This window comes from Vibrio sp. 1731 (assembly GCF_033339955.1).
GTDB lineage: Bacteria > Pseudomonadota > Gammaproteobacteria > Enterobacterales > Vibrionaceae > Vibrio > Vibrio alginolyticus.
In genome coordinates this window covers 88,982-111,196 of the sequence record NZ_JAWOVO010000002.1, presented here as the reverse complement: position 1 = coordinate 111,196, position 22,215 = coordinate 88,982, and the positions used below count along the sequence as shown (strand labels likewise).

Annotated in this window: 20 protein-coding genes; 6 read left to right on the top strand and 14 right to left on the bottom strand. The window is 46.3% G+C overall.

Annotated elements, in window-relative coordinates; genetic code table 11:
* Positions 1-153: 153 nt before the first annotated feature.
* Positions 154-1,311, top strand: coding sequence for a D-alanyl-D-alanine carboxypeptidase family protein (locus R7035_RS03285; RefSeq protein ID WP_186585074.1), 1,158 nt, complete (start codon positions 154-156; stop codon positions 1,309-1,311).
* A gap of 85 nt (positions 1,312-1,396) precedes the next feature.
* On the opposite strand, the gene R7035_RS03280 is transcribed toward R7035_RS03285, so the two are convergent.
* Together R7035_RS03280 and R7035_RS03275 are read right to left on the bottom strand one after the other, a co-directional pair.
* Positions 1,397-4,054: an alpha-amylase family glycosyl hydrolase gene (locus R7035_RS03280; protein WP_262651684.1), complete on the bottom strand. Its 2,658-nt coding sequence runs from the start codon at positions 4,052-4,054 to the stop codon at positions 1,397-1,399.
* 129 nt (positions 4,055-4,183) lie between these two features.
* A complete protein-coding gene (locus R7035_RS03275) occupies positions 4,184-5,647 on the bottom strand; it encodes a helix-turn-helix transcriptional regulator (protein ID WP_262651686.1) in 1,464 nt (487 codons plus the stop codon).
* Between the two features lie 167 nt (positions 5,648-5,814).
* Here R7035_RS03275 and R7035_RS03270 point away from each other — a divergent pair, with 167 nt between their 5' ends.
* The gene (locus tag R7035_RS03270) at positions 5,815-6,468 is read left to right on the top strand and encodes an oxygen-insensitive NAD(P)H-dependent nitroreductase NfsB (RefSeq protein WP_005374924.1); all 654 of its coding nucleotides are present in this window, start codon (positions 5,815-5,817) and stop codon (positions 6,466-6,468) included.
* Positions 6,469-6,537: 69 nt separating this feature from the next.
* Entirely contained in the window at positions 6,538-6,828 is a 291-nt protein-coding gene (locus R7035_RS03265) for a putative quinol monooxygenase (protein WP_017820150.1), read from the top strand.
* Here R7035_RS03265 and R7035_RS03260 read toward each other — a convergent pair.
* On the bottom strand, positions 6,825-7,748 hold the full coding sequence (locus tag R7035_RS03260) for a LysR family transcriptional regulator (protein WP_005374928.1): 924 nt from the start codon (positions 7,746-7,748) through the stop codon (positions 6,825-6,827). The genes R7035_RS03265 and R7035_RS03260 overlap by 4 nt on opposite strands.
* A gap of 132 nt (positions 7,749-7,880) precedes the next feature.
* Between R7035_RS03260 and R7035_RS03255 the strand changes: the two genes are divergently transcribed.
* Positions 7,881-8,099, top strand: coding sequence for a VF530 family DNA-binding protein (locus tag R7035_RS03255; RefSeq protein WP_005374929.1), 219 nt, complete (start codon positions 7,881-7,883; stop codon positions 8,097-8,099).
* Positions 8,100-8,792: 693 nt separating this feature from the next.
* Here R7035_RS03255 and R7035_RS03250 read toward each other — a convergent pair.
* The gene (locus tag R7035_RS03250) at positions 8,793-9,245 is read right to left on the bottom strand and encodes an acyl-CoA thioesterase (protein ID WP_005374933.1); all 453 of its coding nucleotides are present in this window, start codon (positions 9,243-9,245) and stop codon (positions 8,793-8,795) included.
* A 210-nt stretch (positions 9,246-9,455) separates the two neighbouring features.
* Here R7035_RS03250 and R7035_RS03245 point away from each other — a divergent pair, with 210 nt between their 5' ends.
* Together R7035_RS03245 and R7035_RS03240 are read left to right on the top strand one after the other, a co-directional pair.
* A complete protein-coding gene (locus R7035_RS03245; RefSeq protein ID WP_062730902.1) occupies positions 9,456-10,220 on the top strand; it encodes a ferredoxin--NADP reductase in 765 nt (254 codons plus the stop codon).
* A 180-nt stretch (positions 10,221-10,400) separates the two neighbouring features.
* Entirely contained in the window at positions 10,401-10,847 is a 447-nt protein-coding gene (locus R7035_RS03240) for an RDD family protein (protein ID WP_005374936.1), read from the top strand.
* Positions 10,848-10,906: 59 nt separating this feature from the next.
* Here R7035_RS03240 and R7035_RS03235 read toward each other — a convergent pair whose 3' ends face one another.
* The 10 genes from R7035_RS03235 to R7035_RS03190 all read right to left on the bottom strand — a co-directional run bounded on the left by R7035_RS03235 (position 10,907) and on the right by R7035_RS03190 (position 22,109).
* Positions 10,907-11,578 carry a DUF2057 domain-containing protein gene (locus R7035_RS03235; RefSeq protein ID WP_017634411.1) on the bottom strand — a complete coding sequence of 224 codons (672 nt, stop codon included), beginning with the start codon at positions 11,576-11,578 and terminating at the stop codon, positions 10,907-10,909.
* 216 nt (positions 11,579-11,794) lie between these two features.
* Positions 11,795-12,943, bottom strand: a complete 1,149-nt coding sequence (locus tag R7035_RS03230; RefSeq protein ID WP_005386936.1) for an AI-2E family transporter — start codon at positions 12,941-12,943, stop codon at positions 11,795-11,797.
* Complete coding sequence (locus tag R7035_RS03225) at positions 12,936-13,622, bottom strand: potassium channel family protein (protein ID WP_005374942.1); 687 nt, start codon at positions 13,620-13,622, stop codon at positions 12,936-12,938. Before R7035_RS03225 ends, R7035_RS03230 begins: the two co-directional genes overlap by 8 nt.
* A gap of 16 nt (positions 13,623-13,638) precedes the next feature.
* Complete coding sequence (locus R7035_RS03220) at positions 13,639-14,529, bottom strand: HlyD family secretion protein (RefSeq protein WP_033906681.1); 891 nt, start codon at positions 14,527-14,529, stop codon at positions 13,639-13,641.
* Between the two features lie 12 nt (positions 14,530-14,541).
* On the bottom strand, positions 14,542-14,745 hold the full coding sequence (locus R7035_RS03215) for a DUF1656 domain-containing protein (protein WP_005374946.1): 204 nt from the start codon (positions 14,743-14,745) through the stop codon (positions 14,542-14,544).
* Complete coding sequence (locus tag R7035_RS03210; protein WP_054730103.1) at positions 14,745-16,388, bottom strand: TolC family protein; 1,644 nt, start codon at positions 16,386-16,388, stop codon at positions 14,745-14,747. Before R7035_RS03210 ends, R7035_RS03215 begins: the two co-directional genes overlap by 1 nt.
* Before the next feature lie 10 nt (positions 16,389-16,398).
* Entirely contained in the window at positions 16,399-18,576 is a 2,178-nt protein-coding gene (locus tag R7035_RS03205; RefSeq protein ID WP_262651689.1) for an FUSC family protein, read from the bottom strand.
* 388 nt (positions 18,577-18,964) lie between these two features.
* On the bottom strand, positions 18,965-19,834 hold the full coding sequence (locus R7035_RS03200) for a DMT family transporter (RefSeq protein WP_053303887.1): 870 nt from the start codon (positions 19,832-19,834) through the stop codon (positions 18,965-18,967).
* A 141-nt stretch (positions 19,835-19,975) separates the two neighbouring features.
* On the bottom strand, positions 19,976-20,944 hold the full coding sequence (gene yidZ, locus R7035_RS03195) for an HTH-type transcriptional regulator YidZ (protein WP_053303886.1): 969 nt from the start codon (positions 20,942-20,944) through the stop codon (positions 19,976-19,978).
* A complete protein-coding gene (locus R7035_RS03190) occupies positions 20,919-22,109 on the bottom strand; it encodes an MFS transporter (protein ID WP_005386919.1) in 1,191 nt (396 codons plus the stop codon). Before R7035_RS03190 ends, yidZ begins: the two co-directional genes overlap by 26 nt.
* Positions 22,110-22,215: the final 106 nt, after the last annotated feature.

The following is a 22,215-nucleotide window of genomic DNA, read 5'->3' as shown; positions in this document are numbered from 1 at the left end:
AACCAACGCTATTTCCCAATTGCCTCTTCAGTTCTATACCTTGGTCAAATCAATGTAAGTTCAAGAAAATGAAACGATTAGCGACTGGTGCAACTGGTTGAGTGAGCTATGCTCAATAGAGTTGCGACAAAGTAAGAGCATGGAGGAAGTCGGATGAAAGTGTCACTGGCTCGATGGACAATTGTGACTTGTTTAATGAGCGTACCTACTTTTGCCGTTGTTACGCCCAACCCACCTCAGTTACAGGCAAAAGGTTACGTATTAATGGACTTTCAATCCGGTGCCATTATTGCCGAGCATAACGGGCGAGCAGGCCTTGCTCCGGCGAGTTTAACCAAGTTGATGACCGCTTATGTAGTTGGACAAGAAATCAAAGCGGGGCGTTTGAAATGGGATGATGTTGTCACCGTGAGCGAAAACGCGTGGTCGGCCAAGTTTCCCGGTTCTTCTAAAATGTTCATCAAACCGAAAGATGAAATTAGTGTTGCGAACTTAATGCGCGGCGTGATCATCCAATCAGGAAATGACGCGTGCGTTGCACTGGCTGAGCACGTTGCAGGCAGTGAACGCGGCTTTGTCGCCTTGATGAATGGTTGGGCGGAGAAATTAGGACTGCAAGACACCTATTTTGTGAACTCCCATGGTCTTGATAGTGATGGCATCCAAACCTCACCAACCGATATGGCAAAACTCATGCAGTCGATCATCAGCGATGTTCCTGATGTGTATGCGCTATACAGCGAGAAAGTCTTCAAGTGGAACGACATTACGCAGTACAACCGCAATAAGTTGTTATGGGACAATTCCATTGATGTCGACGGGGGCAAAACCGGCTACACCAGCAATGCCGGATACAGCTTGGTGAGCTCGGCCAAAGAAGGAAGAATGCGCCTTATCTCGGTGGTGATGGGTACGCCAAGTAAACAGGCTAGGATCAGCCAATCGAAGAATCTACTCAGCTATGGTTTTCGCTTTTATGACACCAAGCAAGTTGCTAAACAGGGGGAAGTTGAGTCTAAAGTTCGCGTTTGGAAGGGAAATGCTAATCAAATTGAGGCGATCTTTGCTAAAGATGCCTATCTCACTCTGCCTCGTTCAATGACGGCTGGGCTTGATAAGAGTGTGGTGTTAAATGAACCGTTGATTGCGCCGATCGCGCAAGGAGATGAGATTGGTAAGGTCGTTTGGAAAAGCGATGACAGTACCGTGGCGAGTTATCCCTTGGTCAGCAGCCAAGCGGTAGAAGAGGGCTCGTGGTTCGCTCAGCTTTGGGACAGTCTGGTGCTGTGGGTGAAATCGTTCTTTAACTAGAATAAAAACGAGCAGAAGTGTCTTTCTGCATTTTTTTGTTGATGGCCGCCCTGCTATAACGCTGGGCGGTGTCTTATTTAACGGTTTATTCCGACAAGGTGATGATTGGTAAATCGTCCCAAATCTTACTTTCATCCGATGCGCCACCGGAGAAGTTCCAAGGGCCTTTGTCTTGCTCTAGCGGACGGTAAGTTGCCGAAAGGCCGTCTAAGTCCCAAGTCGTGACATAGAAGCGGATACCATCGAGCGAATCTGGGCGGCCTAGTGCATCGCTAGCAAAGTCCATTGAAATGGTGTTGTTGGCTTTGTCTACTGTCACTGTTGGTGCTGGCGTTACGGCTTCTCCCCATGTCGTCGCATTTGCTCCTTTGGTGTTGTAAATCGAGCTTTGCCAGCCAAAAACAACCGCATTGCGACTCCAGGTTCCGCTTGGCATAGAAGCGTTGATCTTCGGTAGCTCAGACAAGTTGGTTGCCGTTTCTTCCGGTAAATCCATAAAGATGGTGAAACCCACGTGGTCGAAGCCGTTTGGTGGTAACCAAGTGTCGGTGATTTTGTCCATAGTGAAGGTCAAACGTACGTTACTGCCAACGGTAAATACCTCAGCTTTGTTGATTGCGAGTTGGCTGTTATCTTTATCGAACGTTGGATCCGTTGGTAGCGAGTAGTTACCGTTAGGACCGCCCATGCCATCTTGCGCATCGCCTGCGTCATCAATAGTGTCGTCTGGCGTGTTTGACCAGCTTAAGTCCGACACAAAGTTTACATCTTCAATGCCCGCTTTTTTCTCAGTGGAGTAAATCGCGAAGCGGTGCTGTTGCTCGCCAATTGCAAAGTGACGGGTAGATAAAGTCACGCTAAATTGACCGTCAGCACTTACGGTAATGGCTTGTGCGGTTTCTAGATTACCGTCCACGACAAGGTTCAATTTCTCGTTTGCGTTAGCAGTACCAGTAATCACGATGTCATCAGTGATGGTTTGTCCTTCCCAATCCTGTGCCAGTTGGATGTTGAGATCTGGGGTCTCTACCGATTGGATGTCGTTAGTTTTCGAGTAAATCACGGCAGATTTGGCTGGTAGCTCAAGGGTTACGTGACCGTTTTCATCGGCGATTAACTGTTCTGGAGCTTCTGCCCAGTTCGACATGATTTGTTGTTGGAAAACGGTGCCGCCCGCTTGCTCTACATCGAGTTGGTTCATCAACATTGGGGAGTTAGATGTGTTCATTACCACTAAGACTTCGTCGTTATCCAAAGTGCGGGTAAAGGCGAACACACCTGCACCAGCTTTATCGCTGCCAATGACTTTCATTTCGCCGCGTGTCATGACTTTGTTTTCGGTACGTAACTTAGCAAGCTCTTGGATGAACAAGTACATCTCGCTGTTTTGGTCGAATGAATCTACGTAGTCGCCGTCTTCACGGTAACCGCCAGCAAACATCGCATCGCGCGCCGCTGACATCGCTTGCTCTGTACCTTGGTAAATCACAGGGATGCCCGGTACCGCCATCATTGTGATCAGAGCTTGCTTCATATCGTTGACACTGCCTTGCGATAGAAAACGTGGCATATCGTGGTTATCAATGAAGTTCGGTATGATGTATGGATTCGGGAACATCGCCATCATTTTTTCAAGACGGAAGCGTAGGTAATCGGTCGGTTGTCCTGCTGCAAACACGCGAGTCATGGTTGCTTGCAATGGGAAGTTCAACACCGAGGTTAACTGCTCCGGCGAGCCGCTTTCGCCGATGTAAGTCAGCATCTTCTCTTCGCCTTCTGTGTGGTAAGGCGTAGATGTTTCGAAGACTTCACCAAAAGTGAGGAAGTTGTCACGACCGGTATCAACCGCTTGCGTCATCACACCATCGTCGGCGTGTAGGAAGTCATTCCAGAAATCATGTTCAACAAACTTCACCGTATCGATACGGAATCCGTCGACGCCGACTTCGCGAATCCATTTTCGGTAGCTCTCTTTTAGATAAGCGCGTACTTCAGGATCGGACGTATTAAGGTCATCCAAATCAGAGAGCTGCCAGGTTTTTTCTTGTACTGGATCGTTGTGGTCGGTGATGGTCGGCGTCCAGTGGTAGCTGCCTGTGCCGTCTGTTTTACACTCGTTCATGTTGAGTGGGTACGGCAGTTCTTGCCCGGCGGGTAGCGCATTTTTAATCAAACGGAAGCCTTGGCAAGGTAGGCTTGGATCATAACTGTAAGGATCATCGTAGGTGAAGAAGTTGCCTACATGGTTGGTCACGATGTCCTGAATTAAGAACATGTTACGCGCATGCACTTCGCGTGCTAACGCTTGGTAGCTTTCCATGTCACCAAAGTGTTCATCCACTTTTTGAAAATCGCGCGCCCAGTACCCGTGGTAGCCGCCGTAGTTTTGCTCTGCATCCCACCATTGGTTTGCCACTGGCGGTGTAATCCAGATAGAGGTAGCGCCTAGGTCTTCGATGTAGCCCAGTTTGTCACTGACACCAACCAGGTCTCCACCACTGAATTTCTTGTCTGAGGTAGGATCGTATTCATTCTGACCTTGATCGTTAAGCGTGTTGTCGCCGTCGTTAAAACGGTCGATCATCAAGAAGTAAATGATCTGGTCTTGCCAATCAGGAGATGCCACGTGGCTTCCTGTATCGGTTGGCGTAGTTTCATCGCTACCACAGCCAGAAAGAGCTAGGGCGATCGCTATAGGGAGTATTTTTATTTTATTCATAGGGTTAGGTAAGATTTCAAACACGGTTTTTGTCTCCGTTGTGCAGCAATGCGGAAACGATAAATCAAAGGTTTGAAATTGAGAGTGTCATTTCACGCCAAAAAAGACGTGAAATGATGTCACGAAGTGCTGAATTTGAACTGTGCTACATATTTAACTGAGTGGTTGCATAATTGGGTATTGAATCGGGTAATGGTCTTTGGCTAACTCATTACCAGAATGATCATAGAGTCGAAATCGACACTGTTTAGCCGTTTGGGTGAGGGGAAGTTGTAGCGCCCAGCATGTGTAATCTTCTGCATTCTGAGTTTGGCTCATTGTGTGCGGAGCTGGCGCATCACCCACGTAGCCATCGATCTTCGCCACGTCTTTTAATCTACATGCGAGTTCCACAAACAAGGTGTACTGTGTACCGAGTTGGATAAGTTGTTTTGTCGGGACAATGTATTCCGTTGCGCCAATTAAAAGTCCCTTGGAGACCACGTAATCACGCTGGTGGTTGTTATCAATGTAGCGCTCACCATCGACTTCATAACACAGTCTAAAGGTAAGGGGATGCGCTACCGGAAGTTCGGTCGTTGCCCATAGCTCGGTGCCATGACTTAAAAAACGCTCGAAGAAGGCGGGGTAGCGCCGCCATGCGCCATCACGGTCACGGCATTCTACCGAGACCACTTTTTCAAACGCAATATTGTCCACTTCCATCCAGATTTTGCCGACAGGTTGGTCGATGTGGTTATCGTCGAAGGTATTGGCTTTGGCGTAGTATAAGCGGATCGGTTGTTGATTTAGTTGAGTTCGGTTATCCAAACATTGTTGGCGATATTGCATGGGTGAAAACGGATACCAACGACGAAAAGTCCGGTGAAAGTTCGAAGGTTCTTCATAACCAAGTTGATAGGCGATTTGCTGCGTTGTGAGTTGGGTGTCGGCAAGCAAAGTGAGTGCTTGCTTTCTTTTAGCGAAATCAACGCATTGAGAGTAGCTCATTTGCTTCTCTTGCAGTCGACGTTGCAAGGTGCGTTTGGAGACGCCCAGTTGCCTTGCCGCTTGCTCTAACTTGAGCGCGTAATTGCTGTTTTTGATGAACAAGGCGTTCAAAACACTCAGCAATTCGGGTTGCTCAATGGGTTGGTGAGAAAGCAGTAAATAAACATGTTTCACCAGTTCAAACACGCTTGAACTCGTTTTAGAATCTCGCGTTTCCTCTAGAAAAATATCGGCCGCGAGTGGATTGTTGGCGTGAACTTGTACCTGTATTGATTCGCTTAGCTCAAGCATTTCCAACTGCATTTTGAGCAAGCCAAACACCGACTCCGCCCAATTTGGCATATCGGCTGTTCTGCATTCTACCTGCAGATGGATTGGGGCATCACCATGTTGCAATGTGACGTACAAACGGCGGTCGAATAATGAAACACTTTTACTCCACCAAAGCAGCCCTTCTTGGAGGTTAGGCGCTTCTTTCAACATCATGCATTGCAAGGCCACCAACTTCTCAATGTGCCAATATTCGCCGGCAATTCGAAGGTGATTGTGACCGAGCTTTTTGCACAGAAAGGATGTAATAACGTTATCTTGAGGCAGCATGAGTTGAGTTTGGTTGCGAGCAAACATGCATTATTGCTGAAAGGATGAAGAAGTTCAGTGAGAACGCTCAAAGCCTTTCTTATCGTTTTATTTTCAAATTTATTTTGAAAATGTTTTTAATCGAAATCGGTTTTTCCCTTTATCTCATGAGGTTATGCTGTTACACAGCTTAAATTCATTAATTGGAGAACCTCATGGATATCGTACAAGCTGCAAAATCTCGTTACTCAACGAAAGTGTTTGACCCAACGCGCAAGCTACCTCAAGAAAAAATCGACGCAGTTAAAGAGCTGATTCGTTTTAGTCCATCGAGCGTGAACTCTCAACCTTGGCATTTCATTCTGGCAAGCACAGAAGAAGGCAAACAGCGCATCGCTAAAGCGGCGCAAGAGAATTACGCGTTTAACGCGGCGAAGATTCTCAACGCTTCTCACGTATTGGTGTTTTGTGCAAAAACAGGCATCGATAACGACTACATTGAAGCGCTAATGGTGCAAGAAGAAAAAGATGGCCGATTCCCAACTGAAGAAGCGAAAGCGGCTGTGCGCGGTGGTCGTAGCTACTTTGTAAACATGCACCGTTTTGATCTGAAAGATGCGAACCATTGGATGGAGAAACAAGTTTACCTCAACGTAGGTACGTTGCTGTTGGGTGCTTCGACGCTAGAAATTGATGCAGTGCCAATTGAAGGGTTTGATCCAAAAGTGCTGGATGAAGAATTTGGCTTGCGTGAAAAAGGTTACACTAGCGTTGTAATCGTGCCGCTTGGCTACCACGCGGAAGATGACTTCAACGCGAAAACGCCAAAGTCTCGCTGGGACGCAGAAACCGTATTCACCGAGATCTAATTCAAGCTTACTTGCAGGTTACGTAGAACCCTGTAATCAATATATAAATCGCAAAAGAGTGATAAAACGATGATCCACTTAGTCGCAGAAGTTAAAGCCTATCCAGACCGTAAGGATCAGGTGGCGAATTTGCTTTCTGGTTTACTAGAGCCAACTCGCAAAGAAGAAGGCTGTTGTCAATACGAGTTGTATCTTGACGAGAAAGTTGAAGGCCTATTTATGTTCCAAGAAATCTGGGCATCGCAAGAGGCCTTGGATAAGCATTTGCAAAGCCCGCACATGGCGACGTTTCTTGAAACATTAGAAGAGAACGATTGGGTTGAATATACCCAGATTCGTCCTCTTCGATTTATCGCCTAATGACAGAAGGTTGCCAGCACGTTGGCGCGTTGCTGGCAGCATTTTTGTTGGATAAAGTCGCGGAAAGTCCGAATCGTTGGCGTTAGTAACCGACGATCGGCGCACACCATGTAGAGCGGCACTGGGCCGCAATCCCACTCTGGTAACACTCGCACCAATCTTCCCTCGATTAAGTCTCGGCTAATGTCCATCAATGATTTATTCGCAATGCCTTTGCCTTTGATCGCTAACCGGTGTGGCAAGTCACTATCGTTGCTCAACAAGTTACCGCTGACCACGATTTGTTCTTTCTCGCTGCCACGCGTGAGCGTCCATTTGTTGTAGACCGAATCCGCGACCATGTAGCACAAGCAGTTGTGTTGCGTTAAATCGGCAGGAGAGGCGAGTTCTGGATGTGTAGCTACGTACTCTGGCGATGCACATAATATCCGTTCGTTTGACCCACATAATGCCAATACGACCAGATTGGAGTCGGCCGGCTCGCCGTAGCGAATCGCAATATCGACAGGCTTTGTGTACATATCCGTCAAGCTATCGGACAGCTCTAGTTTGATGGAAACATTTGGGTAGAGATCGATGAACTCATCCACCCAATCGAGCAACATATTGCGACCAAAATCGGAGGGTGCAGTAATGTGCAGCTGACCAGACAACTCCCCGCGCGCACTTGAGATCTGATCCAACCCCTCTTGCAATGTTGCCAACGCTTGCGTGGTTTTGTCTAAAAACAGTTCGCCCTCTGAGGTTAAACGCAGGCTTCGGGTGGAACGCACAAACAACGGGAAACCGATTTGCCCTTCAAGACGCTTAATCGATGCGCTAATGGCGGCAGGTGTCATGTCCATACTGTTAGCGGCTTTTGAAAAGCTGCCTTGGCGCGCGGTTTCGACAAAAATATTGAGGTCGTTGAGGGCTTTCATAATGAAAAGGGCTTTTAAGAAGTTTGGGCTACTATAGGGGAGAGTCGTAGGCCAATTCAAGGTTAAAACATTAGGTTGCACGGCGAGTTTGAGTTAGATTAGCGCGCAACTTCACTTTACCGGATCAATAGCATGAGCCAACAGCAGCCGAATAACCCACTTCACGGGTTGAGTTTAGAGAAAATCGTCACCCGACTAGTTGAACACTTTGGTTGGAATGGCATGTATGAGCGCGTTCGTGTGAACTGTTTCAAGAAAGATCCTTCAATCAAATCGTCGCTGAAGTTCCTGCGCAAAACGCAATGGGCCAGAGATAAGGTGGAAGCGCTGTACATCGAGACGTTCTGCTAACCGCTCTATGGTCTGCAGCAAGCGGCAAGTAGATTCTTAGTCTCGCTAGAATGACGCAGCTTTTCTTATCGCGTAGGCTGGAAGAGTCGCTCTGCTGATACGTCTAAAGCGAGATTCCGAGTGACTCACTTAGGTTCTTCTGGAATCGCTTTTTTAGATGGTTTTGTAGAGCTCAGAGCCAAACTCGAACCGTCATTCTGAACTGCGAGGAACGAGCGTGAATCAGAATCTACCTTCAGATTGTATTGAGTTTATTCATGGCTTTATGGTCTGCAGCAAGCGGCAAGTAGATTCTTAGTCTCGCTTTGGCTCGCTAGAATGACGTAGCTTTTCTTATCGCGTAGGCTGGAAGAGTCGCGCTGCTGATGCGTCTAAAGCGAGATTCCGGATGGTTACTTAGGTTTGTCTGGAATCGTTTTTTTAGATGGTTTTGTAGAGCTCAGAGCCAAACTCGAACTGTTATTCTGAACCGAGAGGAACGAGCGTGATTCAGAATTTACCCTCAGATTGTATTGAGTTTATTCATGGTTCTATGGTCTGCAGCAAGCGGCAAGTAGATTCTTAGTCTCGCTATTGCTCGCTAGAATGACGCTAGTTTTCTTATTGCGTAAGTTGGAATGGTACCTCAGCATCATTCCCGATAGCGATGAAGAAGCGCTGTCGGGAACCTCGCCTTTAATCTCTCGTTTCTTGCTACTCCAAATGATGCGTACTACCCACGGTTCCTTCCAAGTCTAAAATCGACTGGCGAACGTGATCTGGAATCGCAGCTTTAACGTTGTTCTTAAAATCAAACATCACACCAGTGGCGGTCGCGATGGTCGCAATTTTACCCCACTTCTTACTCAGCACTTGGTACTCCATTGTGATGCGATCTTCTTGCATGTCGATTACGCGAGAACCGACTAATAGCGTGTCTGGGTAAGTAACAGGCAATTTGTAGCGGCATTGAGTCTCGCTCAGTACTGGCCCAATTTGCGAGGTCTGCAGGTCGACCAGCAGGTTAATTTTGTTGAAGTAATCTAAACGCGCCGTCTCGAAGTAGCGAAAATAGACCACGTTATTAACATGTTGCAGAGCATCCATTTCACCCCATGCGACTTTTATCTCTGTGATAACGGGAAAGTCCTTTAACAGTGTGTCCATTTTTATTGCTCCTTTTTCATCTGCTTTGCCACAAATTGCGACGCGACTTATCACTTTGAGCATTTATTCTAGATGTAATTATTTAATATGTAATAAAATTGTTTTTAAAATGTGAAATGAAATGGTGGTTTGATTATGTAAACTAGAAACTTTACATAATCGAGTTGAAGGCGTAAGTTTAACTAAGAGTAACCAGATAGGAGGTGTCTCATGATTGAACTCAAAGGTTTCAACCTCGCAAGAGTTGAGAAACGCATTGATTGGACAGGTGAGCTGTTCAGTTTGAGAATATCTGGCGCGCCTCTTTCCTTTAAAGCTGGCCAATTCACCAAGCTTGCTTTGCTTGATGATGAAGGTAAGCCGATCAGCCGTGCTTACTCCGTGGTTAATGCGCCAAGCGAGCAATTCGATTGGTTGGAATTTCTAATAGTAGCCGACCCTCAAGGACAACTTTCTCCACGGCTCCAAAAGCTTAAATCTGGTGATAGTATTTATGTCGGTGCCACTGCACATGGCGATTTAACCCATGATTCTATTCCTAAACAGGCTCATGACCTGTGGCTGCTATCTACAGGTACGGGGATTGGACCGTTTTTATCGCTGCTGGATGATATAAACCTACCGCCTCACAATGAGCGCATTGTGCTGGTTCATGCCGTTCGTTTCGAAAAAGATCTGGTTTATAAATACCTAATTGAACAGCTTCAGCAACGATATGAAGGCAGATTAAAGTATATACCGATAGTCAGCAGGGAAGTGGTTGATGGTAAATTACAAGGCCGAATTCCTGAACTCATCGAATCGGGTTTACTGTCCAACGCCGCTGATGCGCCATTCTCAGCTCAGCGTAGCTTTGTCATGATGTGTGGGAATCCACAAATGATCAAAGATACCGTGCCCGTCTTACAAGAGCTAGGCTTGGAAAAGTATCGCCATCAAACCGGGGGAAATATCATTTACGAACGTTACTGGTAGCGTTTTGTTAAATTGATACGGTTATGCTCAAGATGTAATGATTACTTTTGAGATACGACCGCGATTTAGTATGTTCTTAGTTGAATATTATGTTGGCAATACCTAAACTGCGCTCACCATTGCGCGTCTGTACACTCAGTCATTCTCGCTTAACCAATTACATTGAGGTGACTGAAGTCCATGTATGCTTTTATCGCGAGCAAGCAACAGAGAATCATTGCTGGTTTTATCGACCTGCTCTTTGCGATGGTGGTCGTGTTAATCATCGCATTGAGTATTAACTCTTTTCTTAACGACTTTCAGCTCTCTTTAGCAGATAACCTCACGCTTGTTCGTGAAACTCAGGCGTTTTACTTGCTTTCTTTACCAACGGTTTTAATGATCAACTGGAATGCATTGAGTCATGGGCAAACCATTGGTATGCGCATGATTGGTATTAAAGTTGTAATGAAAAATGATAGTAAGGCAACGAAAGTTACAGCAGGGTTAAGGCTTGTTATTAGCTACTTGCTGGAGATGCTCATTCCGGGGATCCCGTTGGTAAATTTGGCATTGTTGTTCTTTCATCCGGAGCGACGATTGTTGCATGACTTGATCGCCAATACTAAAGTTGTCCAAGCTTCCTAATTTTTGATCAAAAAAGCCACGTGAAGTGGCTTTTTTAATATCGATAAAGTTAACCAGATTTACTGTTGATTAACATATTTCTTAAAGCGAGCTTTGGTTTCTGCGTCTGCTTTTTGGTACCAGAAGTGCAGCATCTCTTCAGCTGTCGAATCCGCTTTAACCGCAGTTGCTCTCACTTGCTTCATATCCGCAGGAACCTTTGCAGGAAGCGTGACTGGCTGCATGGTTGCTGCGCCAGCAAAAGCCACGGCTGCTGCACCGCCAGCTTGGTTATAATCTTCGATTTCACGCACGTAATCACGACCGATTTGCATACCCGGTTTGAGCAACTTGTCCTGGTCAACCGCGATTGCGTTGCCAGAATCATCAACCAGTTTCCAATCTAAGTCTTTGATCTTCTCTTCCGCATCACGTAGGTTGCGGTATTCTGGCATTTGTAGAGTGAGTTCGGCATTGGTCGCGTCAAATCGTGTAACGATAACATCGCTTTCAACACTTAAACGGTCATTACCTTGGTTGAAGTAAGGGGCGAAACGAAATACGACTTGGTTAAGGCCATCAGGTAACGTCAGTGTTCTTTCAGAGGCGAAAAAACCACCCGAAAGATCTGCTTTTTCACCGTTAGCCGCTAATACTGAAACGTTGTCAGGAACACTCACGGTTACATCTGCGAATGCCATGCCACTCATTGCGAGAGCAAGCGCACAAGTTAAAGGCTTGATCAATTTCATTGTTTTTATCCTAAGCAAATTAGTGGTCATCGAGAGTGCATCGTTCATTGCCCGATTGCAACTCCCAAGTGTAATAAGTATGAAAATTTAACAAGAACGTCATTTTTATCGCATTTATTACGACGAAACTGTGATCCAAATAGAATCAAACCGCTGAAATGCAGCGGTTTGATATCATAAGTTATAGATTAAATTTCTTTCTAACTTATTGATTTATTAAATACCAGCACCGTGTCCAGGTTCTGATTGGTCATCAGAAGCGTCTTGTTGTTCTGCCATTTCTTCTTGCTGTTGTGCTTTCTCAATGCTCAACCACCAAACAAATAACTCATACCAAATTGCTAGGATAACGGCACCTAAGAACAGACCAACGATGCCGTAGAAAAGCATACCACCGATGGCACCGAGCAGAATCACAGGCATTGGCACGTCGACGCCACGTCCCATTAACATTGGTTTGAACAGGTTTTCAGAAAGAGCCGCAACTACGACCCAAACAGTAAACATGGTTGCTGTTGAGGTGTCTTGGGTCATGTACATGAAGCCAATCACAGGTAGCACTGCGAGCAACGCCGGGAGCTGAGCGATACATAAAATCATTAGAAGCAGTGTGAGTAAACCTGCTGCCGGAACGCCAAATACGAAGAAACCAGCACCGATCAACAGTGCTTGAATCGCCGCTACACCGACTACGCCAAGCAGTACGCTTTTAATTGTCGCAGCGATAAGCGTGGTCCAACTTTTTGCGTTTTCACCAGCGGTTCGAATCGCGATGGTTCTTAAGCCTGATGCTGCAGATTCAGAGTACGTCATGAAACCTGCTGCAATCGCAAGTGACAAGATTGAAAGCAGTAAACTTCCCAATACGCCCCCCAGTGTACCCAGTAAAGATGTGAGTCCTGCCTTTATTTGTGGCATAAAGGTTTGAATAGCTTGTTCAAGATTAGTAGCGAATAGGGTCCACACTTCGTAGAGCTTATCACCCACGATAGGCCAATCCGCTACGGAAGGTTTTGGCCCTGGTATTTTCACTTGTCCATTTTGTAGTACTTCAAGCGCGTGCGTTGCACCATCCACAATGGAGCCTGATACCATAACAAGTGGCGTGACAAGGAGGGCAATACCAAGTAAAGCAATGGTTGTGGCTGCCAAGCCTCTACGACCACCATATACACGCTGCAATTTTTGGGTAAGCGGCATTAAAGCGACGGCTATAATAGCGCCCCAAATAACCGGAAGGATGAAGGGTTTGATGATGTCGTACGTAAACATCAGCAAGACAAAGATCAAGCCAATGCGTATTGCCGATTCCACCATATTACTGATGAAAAGCTTACTGTCGATTTTTACCGATTGTTTATCCATTTTTGTTTACCTGATGATCAATGTTAGAACTGACGAGACTTGAAACAACAATCGCCATATAAAAAACACCTGTGATGGCCTCTAAATACACCACGACTTGAGCCAGTGGTGTTAGAGGACTAATGTCGCCATAACCGAGCGTGGTTAAGGTAACGAAACTGAAATACGCTGCATTGGAGAAGTTCTGCCCCCAAGAAATCGCTTCCATACCGGTAAAGGCTTCAGGCGAAAACTCAAGCAGAATGAGGTAGGCAATCGCCCACATCAGACCAAGCAGCAAGAAAAGCGCGACCGAGCCAATGACTTTGTTGCTGTTGACATGGCCGGTGAAAAGAATCTGTCTTGCGATGGATTTAAAAGTGCCGAAAAAGAACGCAAAGGTGAGGGCAAGCATCACCACATTCATCTCTCTGATGTCGAAAACGGTCTTGATCACAATCACAAGAACCCAAATACCAAACAGGCTGTAGAGGAAACGAGACCAGGTTTTGTCAAAGCGAAGGCTCGCAAAACAGACGATAAACGTCAGAACCGTGAAAGCCTGAAGTATGTGTTCAATCGTCCCTTCACCTACGACTTGTGCCATCGCACTCCCTAGCAACAAAATCACTAGTGCTAAGGTTAGATAGAAGAAGTTGTTTTCTTCATTAATATTTTTGAGGTTTTTACCAATGACCATGGCTCTTCTCACTCAGTTATTGTTCACTTTCTGCGGATGACTCTTTCATCACCATGATGGACGCAGAAAGCCCGAATCGAAGATCAACATCTTCAGGAAGTTCTTGTAGGGAGATTCGCACCGGAATACGTTGTGCTAAGCGAATCCACTGAAAAACAGGGTTTACGTTTGGAAGAAGGTTGTAGCCGACCGTGCCGTCTTTGGGCGCAATACCCCAACCAATCGAGTCAACCGTCGCGTCAATTGGCGTGTCTGGGTGAGACATCAAAGTGACACGCGCTTGGCTGCCAGGTTCGATTTGCGCAAGTTGGTTTTCACGGAAGAAACCAAATACCCAAAAGCTGTTTTTGTCGATCAGTGCGAGCAGTGGTTGGTTTGCGACCGCTTGCGTACCGTTTCTAATATCGAGGTTAGATACAAAACCATCGACGGTCGCATAAACTTTGGTAAAGCTGAGATTAAGGCGTGCTGATTTTAGTTGCTCTTCTGCAGATTTGATTTGCAGTAGCGACTCTTCGTAAGCGATTTCACGACGAATCAGATCCTTGTGAGAAACCGCGCCACGGTCTTTGGCACGAATGTCTTTTAAGCGGTCATATTCGATTTTTTTACCGCGAGAGCTAACAATGGAGCGCTCCAGTGCTACTTCGGCTTGAGATAACGCAACCTGGTAAGTCGCAGGGTCGATTTCAAACAGTAAATCCCCCGTTTTTACTTCTTGGTTGTCTTGCACCGCGACATTTACAATTGGGCCTGATACGCGAGGAGCCACTTTGATGACGTTAGCACGCACTTGCCCATCTCGTGTCCATGGGTTATTAAAGTATTCCTCAAACTTTTGATAGCCGAGCCAAGCTGCGCCACCAAGAATGACAAGATTGAGTGCGATTACGAATAGTTTTTTCATCTTGTTTGGCACCTAAAATTGAATATAAAAGCTGTCGATGGCCACCACATAACCGACCATGATGGCAATAAACGTCAGAGACGGAAAAGCGATGAAGCGAGACAAACGTGTCTTGTTCAATATCATCACCGTTATCCACGTGGCCGTGACGGCGAGAAAGAGCACGAGTAGCGTAGGAGAAAAGTAAACGTCTCCCCAAGAAAGTTCATGAGGCATTAGAGATCCTCCGTTTTGTTCTTATCGCCGTTTTCCGTCGGTGTTTCGATAGGCAAAGGCGGCAATACGCGGTTTTCTTCATTTAAATAACTTCCCCAGTCAGTGCGCTCTGTCATCTGCGTGGCAATCGATTCACTGATGAAAGGTTTGCCTGTTTGGGTTTGCCAGCCTCCACCGAGGGCTTTGTAGAGCGCGACAACTTGGTTCGCAACATTACCTTTGATCGTTGCGTAGCTGTCTTCTGCGCGGGTCATTTTTTCTACCGAGTTAAGCAGACGTTCGAATGAAATTTGTCCGTTTTCGTACTGTGTCATGGATATGTTGAACGCACGAATGGAAGAGTTGACCGATTGCAAGCGTAAATCTTTTTGCTGCAAATACAGGTCATATGCTTCGATTGCATTGGTGACTTCATTAACGGCTTGCAGTACCTTTTTGTTGTAGTTCGTCAGCGTTTCTTGGAAGCGAGCATCTTCGAAACGAATGTTATTTTTCACGCGTCCGTATTGGAAAATGTTCCAACTGAACGTTGGGCCAATCACCATGGTGAGCGAATCGCTAAAACTGAAACTGCTGCCATCGGGAACCGTACTGTCGATACCGATGGAACCGAACAACGAAAAGCTTGGGTACAGAGCGGTTTCTGCCACGCCAATCTGCGCACTTTGCGCGCGAGCTTGCATCTCAGAGACTTGCAAATCCGGACGTCGCATCACTAAGTTAGCATCCACTAATGTATCCAAAAGCGGTGGACGTGGCACAATGGAACGCTCGTCGGTGCCCGATAGCGCCGATTTTCTGCCCGTCGCTTTGAACTGGGCTTCGTACTCAGCGATTTGCTTGTGCATCCCATCCGACTGTAGCAGTCGATCTACTTCTTCTGGTAACAGACCCAGTAGCAAAGCCAACACAGTACGTGATTGCTTCATTGCCACTTCGAGGCTCGGTAACGCTGCTTTGGTGGTGTAGAGTTGGTTTTTAGCTTGTTGAACGTCCAATTCTGTAACGTTGCCAGAGTCGAACTGCACCTGAGTAATACGTACGACACGCTCTTGAATCTCTATGTTGCGGCGAGACAGCAAAATACGTTCTTGGAATGTGCGATAGTTGATGTAATTGCGCGCCACTTCGGCGGTTATGGTGACCATGATGTCGTGATACGATGCGATGGATGCGTAGTAACCCGCTTCTGCCGACTCAATACCGCGAGCATACTTGCCCCAAACATCCATTTCCCAAGCAGCATCAAACGACAAAGTGGCGTTATTCACGCCCTGATCATTTACGTAGGCACGCGCTAGGTTTCCTGACACGCTTTGAACTTGTGGGTATTGCAAGCCAGTCGAAATACCAAGCAATGAACGTGCTTGGACAATTCGTAGCCCTGCGGCTTCTAAATCGAGGTTTTGTTTGCTCGCCAACTCAACCAGCTGATTAAGAGTTGAGTCATTAAATTGCTGCCACCATTGTTGTAGCTGTTGCTCTGATTGCTGCGTATCTTTGGCTGCTTTTTGCACCGACCAGTCACTTGGCAGTGGCGCCTGCTTTGGATGAACATAATCTGGTCCTACCGTGGTACACGCACTGAGTCCGAGCAAAGAAAGTATGGCGAGGCTTGGTTTGGTTAGTTTTGGAAGCATCATATCCCCACCTTTAAAAACGCTTCTGTTGTAAGTTCACCCAATCGATATCCTCGTAGGTTTGCTTGCAATGCTTGATTGCTTCGAACACGTTCCGTTTTAAATTCAGCAAGATATAAAAACCGGCTATCTCTGAATAAGCGTAGTCAGATAAATCCAACTCACTAAAAAAATCTTCCAGTTTATCTTCGAATGTTTGGTAATCCTGACTGTATTGGTCGAATACGGAGTCGAGTTCTTGTGTTGCTTGATGGCTGGCTAAAGCGCCTGCCATCAAAGGAATGATGGAGTCGCGGTGTTGTTGACGAAGCTGAGTAATCAGCGGATTGGCCATCAACTTTTTCTCGGCGGCCATTAAGATGTTGATGTGATTACTGAGTACATCACACGCTTTGCTAAACGCGCCAATCGCTTCTGGCGTGGTTTTATCAAAGTGTTTGTGGTTGATTTTCGAACCCCAGACTTTGAGCTTTTTCGATGAGACATTGAGCGTCACCAAGTGCAAGGCCCGTTTGAGCGGCGTAATAACCGAGCTGGACTGCTGTTGATAGGTAGTGAACAGCTCTCGGGTATGTCGGAAGTAGCGTTCTTTTATGGTCAAAAAGAGGTGTTCTGGTCGTGAGCTAAACGGGAAGTAGTGCGCGAAAATAATCATGAACACCACCATGTAGAACAACAGCATGATCGTCATGAGGATCCCGAAGTGATAAAACATGTTGTTGTCTAAACCAAGAACAAACAAGCCAATCATATAGAAAATCGTCACTGGCCCGTTAAACAGATAAAAGCCGATAAAGGTGTAGATAAAGATGAACAGGCCAAGTTCTAACCCGAGATCCAATTGCGGAAGAATGAAGACGTAAGAAGGCACCGCGAACAAGAAGCCGAAAGTGAACAGCACAAGCAACAAAATTGGGTGCACAGGCACGAACGACAGCAAAGACATAAACATGGTCGAGAAGACCACGAATGAATAGCCGCCTGGTGGATTGAAATAAATCCAAATCAGTCCAGCAACCCAATAAGTGACAAAGGTTTTGACCGCGGTTTTAAAGTTTTCTGCGTCCCACCATAGAAACTTGCCTTTCGGTTTCGGCAGTGGCACGTCAAAGGAGACATTGTTCGTCACAGAGTCAATACAGCTAATGCTCTCCGCTAAACGCGACAAGTTTTGATGCATCAGTTCCAATAGGTGACCAAGCGTAAGCGCAGAGCCTTTCTCTAGGTGAGCTGCGTCTTCAAGCAACGCTTGGTTGTATTTGACTTTGAATTCCTGGGCACGATAAGCGGGTTCTTTTTCGTCCCAGACTTGTTGGCAGGTATCAAATAGCGCGTCAATTTCCGCCACGGCTTGATCAAAGTTGCTGATGCTTTCACGGTCTTGCTGGTGGCTAAAGTGGCTGTGCGCCGCGACGGTCAATTGTTGCGTTACCTGCTTGTTCAAATGAACTGCCAAGCGCCACTCTTTCATGTAGGCCGACACGTCACTGCATTCCACACTGACCGTGGCAAAACGCTGTTCGAGCGCATTTTGAGCGGCAAACATCTGTTCTATGAGAGTGTCCACGCTAGGAGGTTGTGGCTCTTCCGCTTCTGGATTTTCTTCTCCGCCTTCTTGAGGAGAGATTTGCCCTGGCGATTTTTGCTCGAAATTTTGTAAGATAGCGGTGAACAACGCGCGTTGTGCTTGGTTGAGTTGTTCGATGAGCTGTCTTAGGTTTTGTTCTGTTTTGGTCGGGAATAAGAAAGTTCCCACGAGTGTGTAAACCACCACCCCAAACACCGTCATATAGGCGCGGTCAACGCCATAAAGGAACGCACCTTCTGCGTCACCGCCATTGGACATCATCAACGTCATCACACCGGTCAGCATGAGTAGCGTAGGATCTTTTTGATAGGCATTACGGAAGTAAAAAATGAATGAGACCACAACCGACACGCTCAGCATGTACAGCAAGCGGTCTTGAGCAAACAACCCCACCAGTAACAAGCCAACCACGGCACCAACCAATGTACCTAACACGCGTAAGGTACCTTTGGCGAGTGATTCACGACGACTGCCTGTCGATGCAATCAGCATTACAGTAGTTGCGGCCGTCGATGCTTGCGGCCAACCCATGGCAAACGGGATCAGATAAGCCAGAGTCAGGCTAAGCGATACTTTAATAGCGAATTTTATTTTGTCGTTCATAGTGTCAAAGTTTGCTCAGGCTTATCGTTATAAGTTGATGAATTTCTTATATGAATAATCAGAATCTTGTTCTGAATAAATTCGGGGGGCGGAATATAGCGGGTGAAAAAGTGTGCTTTGTAAACCCTTTGTCAAAACAAAAAGTGCGTATTTGGCTTGATCTCGTGCTAGCCCTTGGCGTTATTGGTGAAACGCCTAAAACGAGCAAATTCGCGATCTGTGATGATTCTCACTTATGAAACAAAATCGTTGCATTGTGTGAGCCAATGCTCACCTTATATTCTTCGCCTGGTACCAAAGCAGACCACTTATACCATCTGCAATGAGCTTTACTGCTTTAAAAAGCATAGATGATGAATGGGTACTTGAGAGGGAAAGTTATTACTTTTTATCGGCTTGCCGATTGTTCGTTTGTTTTTTTGGATCGAGATAAAAAAACCAAAGCGATCCCACCAAGAATGATGCCGCTGGTTAAAAGAGTATGCAGTGAAAGAGGCTCGTGGAGTACGATGCTGCCGAGTAGCAAAGCAATGGCTGGCACGGAAAGTTGGCTGACGGCGGCTTGAAGTAAAGAGAGCTTACGCATGACTTGATACCAAAGCGTATACCCAAGGCCAGATGCAATGGCACCAGATGCGATAGCGAGCAACACTCCGCTCAAAGAAAGGTGGATTGAGGACAAGATTAATGGCGAAAGGAGCACGCCAATTATTGATGCAGCGATGAATCCCCACGTGATGCCACTACTTGGAGAAGGCGCTTGTTTACCGAGCGCAGTAAACGCAGCCCAACAAACGCCAGAAATCAACATGAGAAGTGCAGAGCTAATATCGGGGCGAGTGGCAGATGGCAACATCAACCAAACAAATCCAACAATTGAAAGGCCGATACCGATGATTTCGAGAAACTGAAAGCGCTCACCTTGCAACCAATAGATCGCCAGTAATGTAAGTTGCACGGCACCAAACAAAAGCAAAGCACCAGTTCCTGTCGCCAGTTGTAAGTACGCGAAAGAGAAAAGGGCAGCGTAACCAAATAACGCCACGCCAGCAAAAAAGCGAAAGCGAGAAGTTGGCCGATCGGTTTTCCACTGACCTCTCACGACAAGCATTGCGATTAAGGTAATCGCGCCAGATATCAATCGAACGAGCGTGAAGCTTCCTGCATCAATTAACCCTTCTGCCAAGGCAAGTCGGCACAATAATGAATTGGCAGCGAACGCCAGCATTGCAATAGCAGTGAGTAAGAAGGTCGACATCCTTGATCCTTAGCGTGTAAATGAACAGCTAGTGTAGATCCAAAAGAACATTTTTATTAGTTGATAAAGTGATTAGTTATAGCTATCAGAGCAAGAAAGTCATTAAAAATAACCAGAGAAAACCTGACCTTAGCCTGAGTCTTACTGTGGTTGGAAAGGTTGTTTGTACAATGACTCAATGGTGTTTTTCAACCATAGCAATTTGGGATTGTACGCATTGCGTTTATGCCAAATCATGGTAAATGGAATCAGTAATTTGTCTTGTTGAGCTTGGTCTAATGGAATTGGCAAGCACACCAAATCGAGATGCAGCTTTTCTGTGTAACTTTTGCAATAGTGCGGCGCGGTGGTGATCATATCATGCGTCGGCTGCGCTGCCATAAAAAGGGATTGCTCAAAGTTGGACATCGTCAGCCCGATAGAGCGCTGTAGCCCTAGTTCCGCTAATACTTCATCCAACGCCCAAGTTTCACTTTTTTCCCAAACAATATTGATGTGTTGGTAGCTCAGAAAGGTCTCGAGATTCCACTCTTGCTGTAATGCCGGATGATCTTTATGTAAATACACCATCGGCAGGTCATAAAATAGAATCTCAAAATCCAAGAAATAAGGCAGAAGATCCAACGACTCTTTCGATCTAGGGTGGCTTTCTCGGCCGGTAAAACCGATATCCGCCTCGCCCCGAATGATTGCGTCGAGTGAATCGTAATCCCAGTTACTGGTTTTTACTTTCGCTTCAGGGTATCGCTGGTGGATAGCGACGATGACTCTGTCCAGCATTGTGAGCACTAATGGCGACTCAATCGTGATATCAAAACGCACTCCTTTAGGCGTAATATCGCTGCGTTTTTCTGCAATCTGGCAGCCAATTTGCAGCCATTCTGCAAGATCTTGCTCCATGCTTTGCGCCAAGGGCGTTGGCGCAAGACCTTTAGGTGTTTTGACAAACAAAGGATCATCGAACCAATGACGAAGTTTGTTGAGCGACTTACTTACGGTAGAGGGCGTAACGTTCAGCTTTTTCGAGGCTTTCGAGACGCTTTGCTCTTGCAACAATAATTGCAGAGTGAACAGTAAGTTTAAATCAAGTCGCGCTAGGGATTTCTTCATAATGGGTATCGTGAACAGGCTTTGGAATCAATAGTATTAGAGCAAGGCTGATTACGCTACCTAGCACTAAGATAAACACCAACATATTCAGTGCAGTAACGCCGATGAAACCCATAAACCAAATATAGAACGCGGAACTACAAACTTGAGCAATGCCCAGTAACGAGCTTGCCACGCCAGCTTGTTGAGAGAATGGGCTGAGCGCTTGGCTCATGGCCACGCCAAAGCCACAAGCGAAGCCTGCGCAAATCAGCCCAAGTCCGAAAACATAGTAAAAAGGTTGTCCATCATGGAAATGGGCTGCACTGAGCACGATGGCTGAACAAACGAGCAATCCTTGAGAGCTCATCATTAAGGTTCGCTGCTTGAAAATCCCCAATGCCAATGGCGCCGAGAACGAAATCAACATACTGATCGTCGCAGTCCCCGCCATGATGGAAGAATAGCCACCGCGATCAAAACCAAGCATACTCATCACAACAATTGGTGAAGCGTTAACAAAGGTCAGGATGGTGGTCACTCCAAGTGCAGTAATGATCAGCCTACTGATAAAAAATCGCTCGAAGAAAGTCTCTTGATGGCTCTCTGGCGTTGTCTGTTCTTCACATTGTTGGCTGGGTAGTGATTCCTTGAGAACAAAAATGGCCAATACACTGACGAGAATGCCCATTCCTGCCATCGTGGTAAACAAACTCGGCCAAGGAAATTTCAGCATAATCAAGTGACCAATCACGGGTGCGATCACTGGAATGATACAGGTGATGCCATTGAGCATCGACAATACTTTCGCGCGGCGTTCATCGTCTAACGTGTCGCGTAAAATCGCGAACGCGACGACATAGCAAGATCCAGCACCGATGCCTTGGCAAAAGCGAGCAATCAAGAAAGCGTTTGGTTGTTCAGCCATTCCGCCGAGAAAAGACGCGAGCACGAAGATCATCGCGCCGACGACGGCAACAGGCTTTCGTCCCACAGAGTCTGCAATTTTCCCCGCGAATAACATGGTGGTAGCCATGCCAGCTAAATAGATCGAAAACGCAATATGCAACTGAGATTCACTGGCATTGAGATCTGACGCAATTTGAGGCAAACCAACAAGATACAAATCAATGGCAGTAGGGTAGAGTAAAACGAGTGCAAAACTACAAAGTAAAAAACGGGACATGGAAACCTCTCTATCGAATGGTGAGGATAATAGAGTGCTAAACGTTTGCCTGCGAGTGGGAAATACGACACTAGGTATTTCTATTTACGACATACCCTGTATGAAT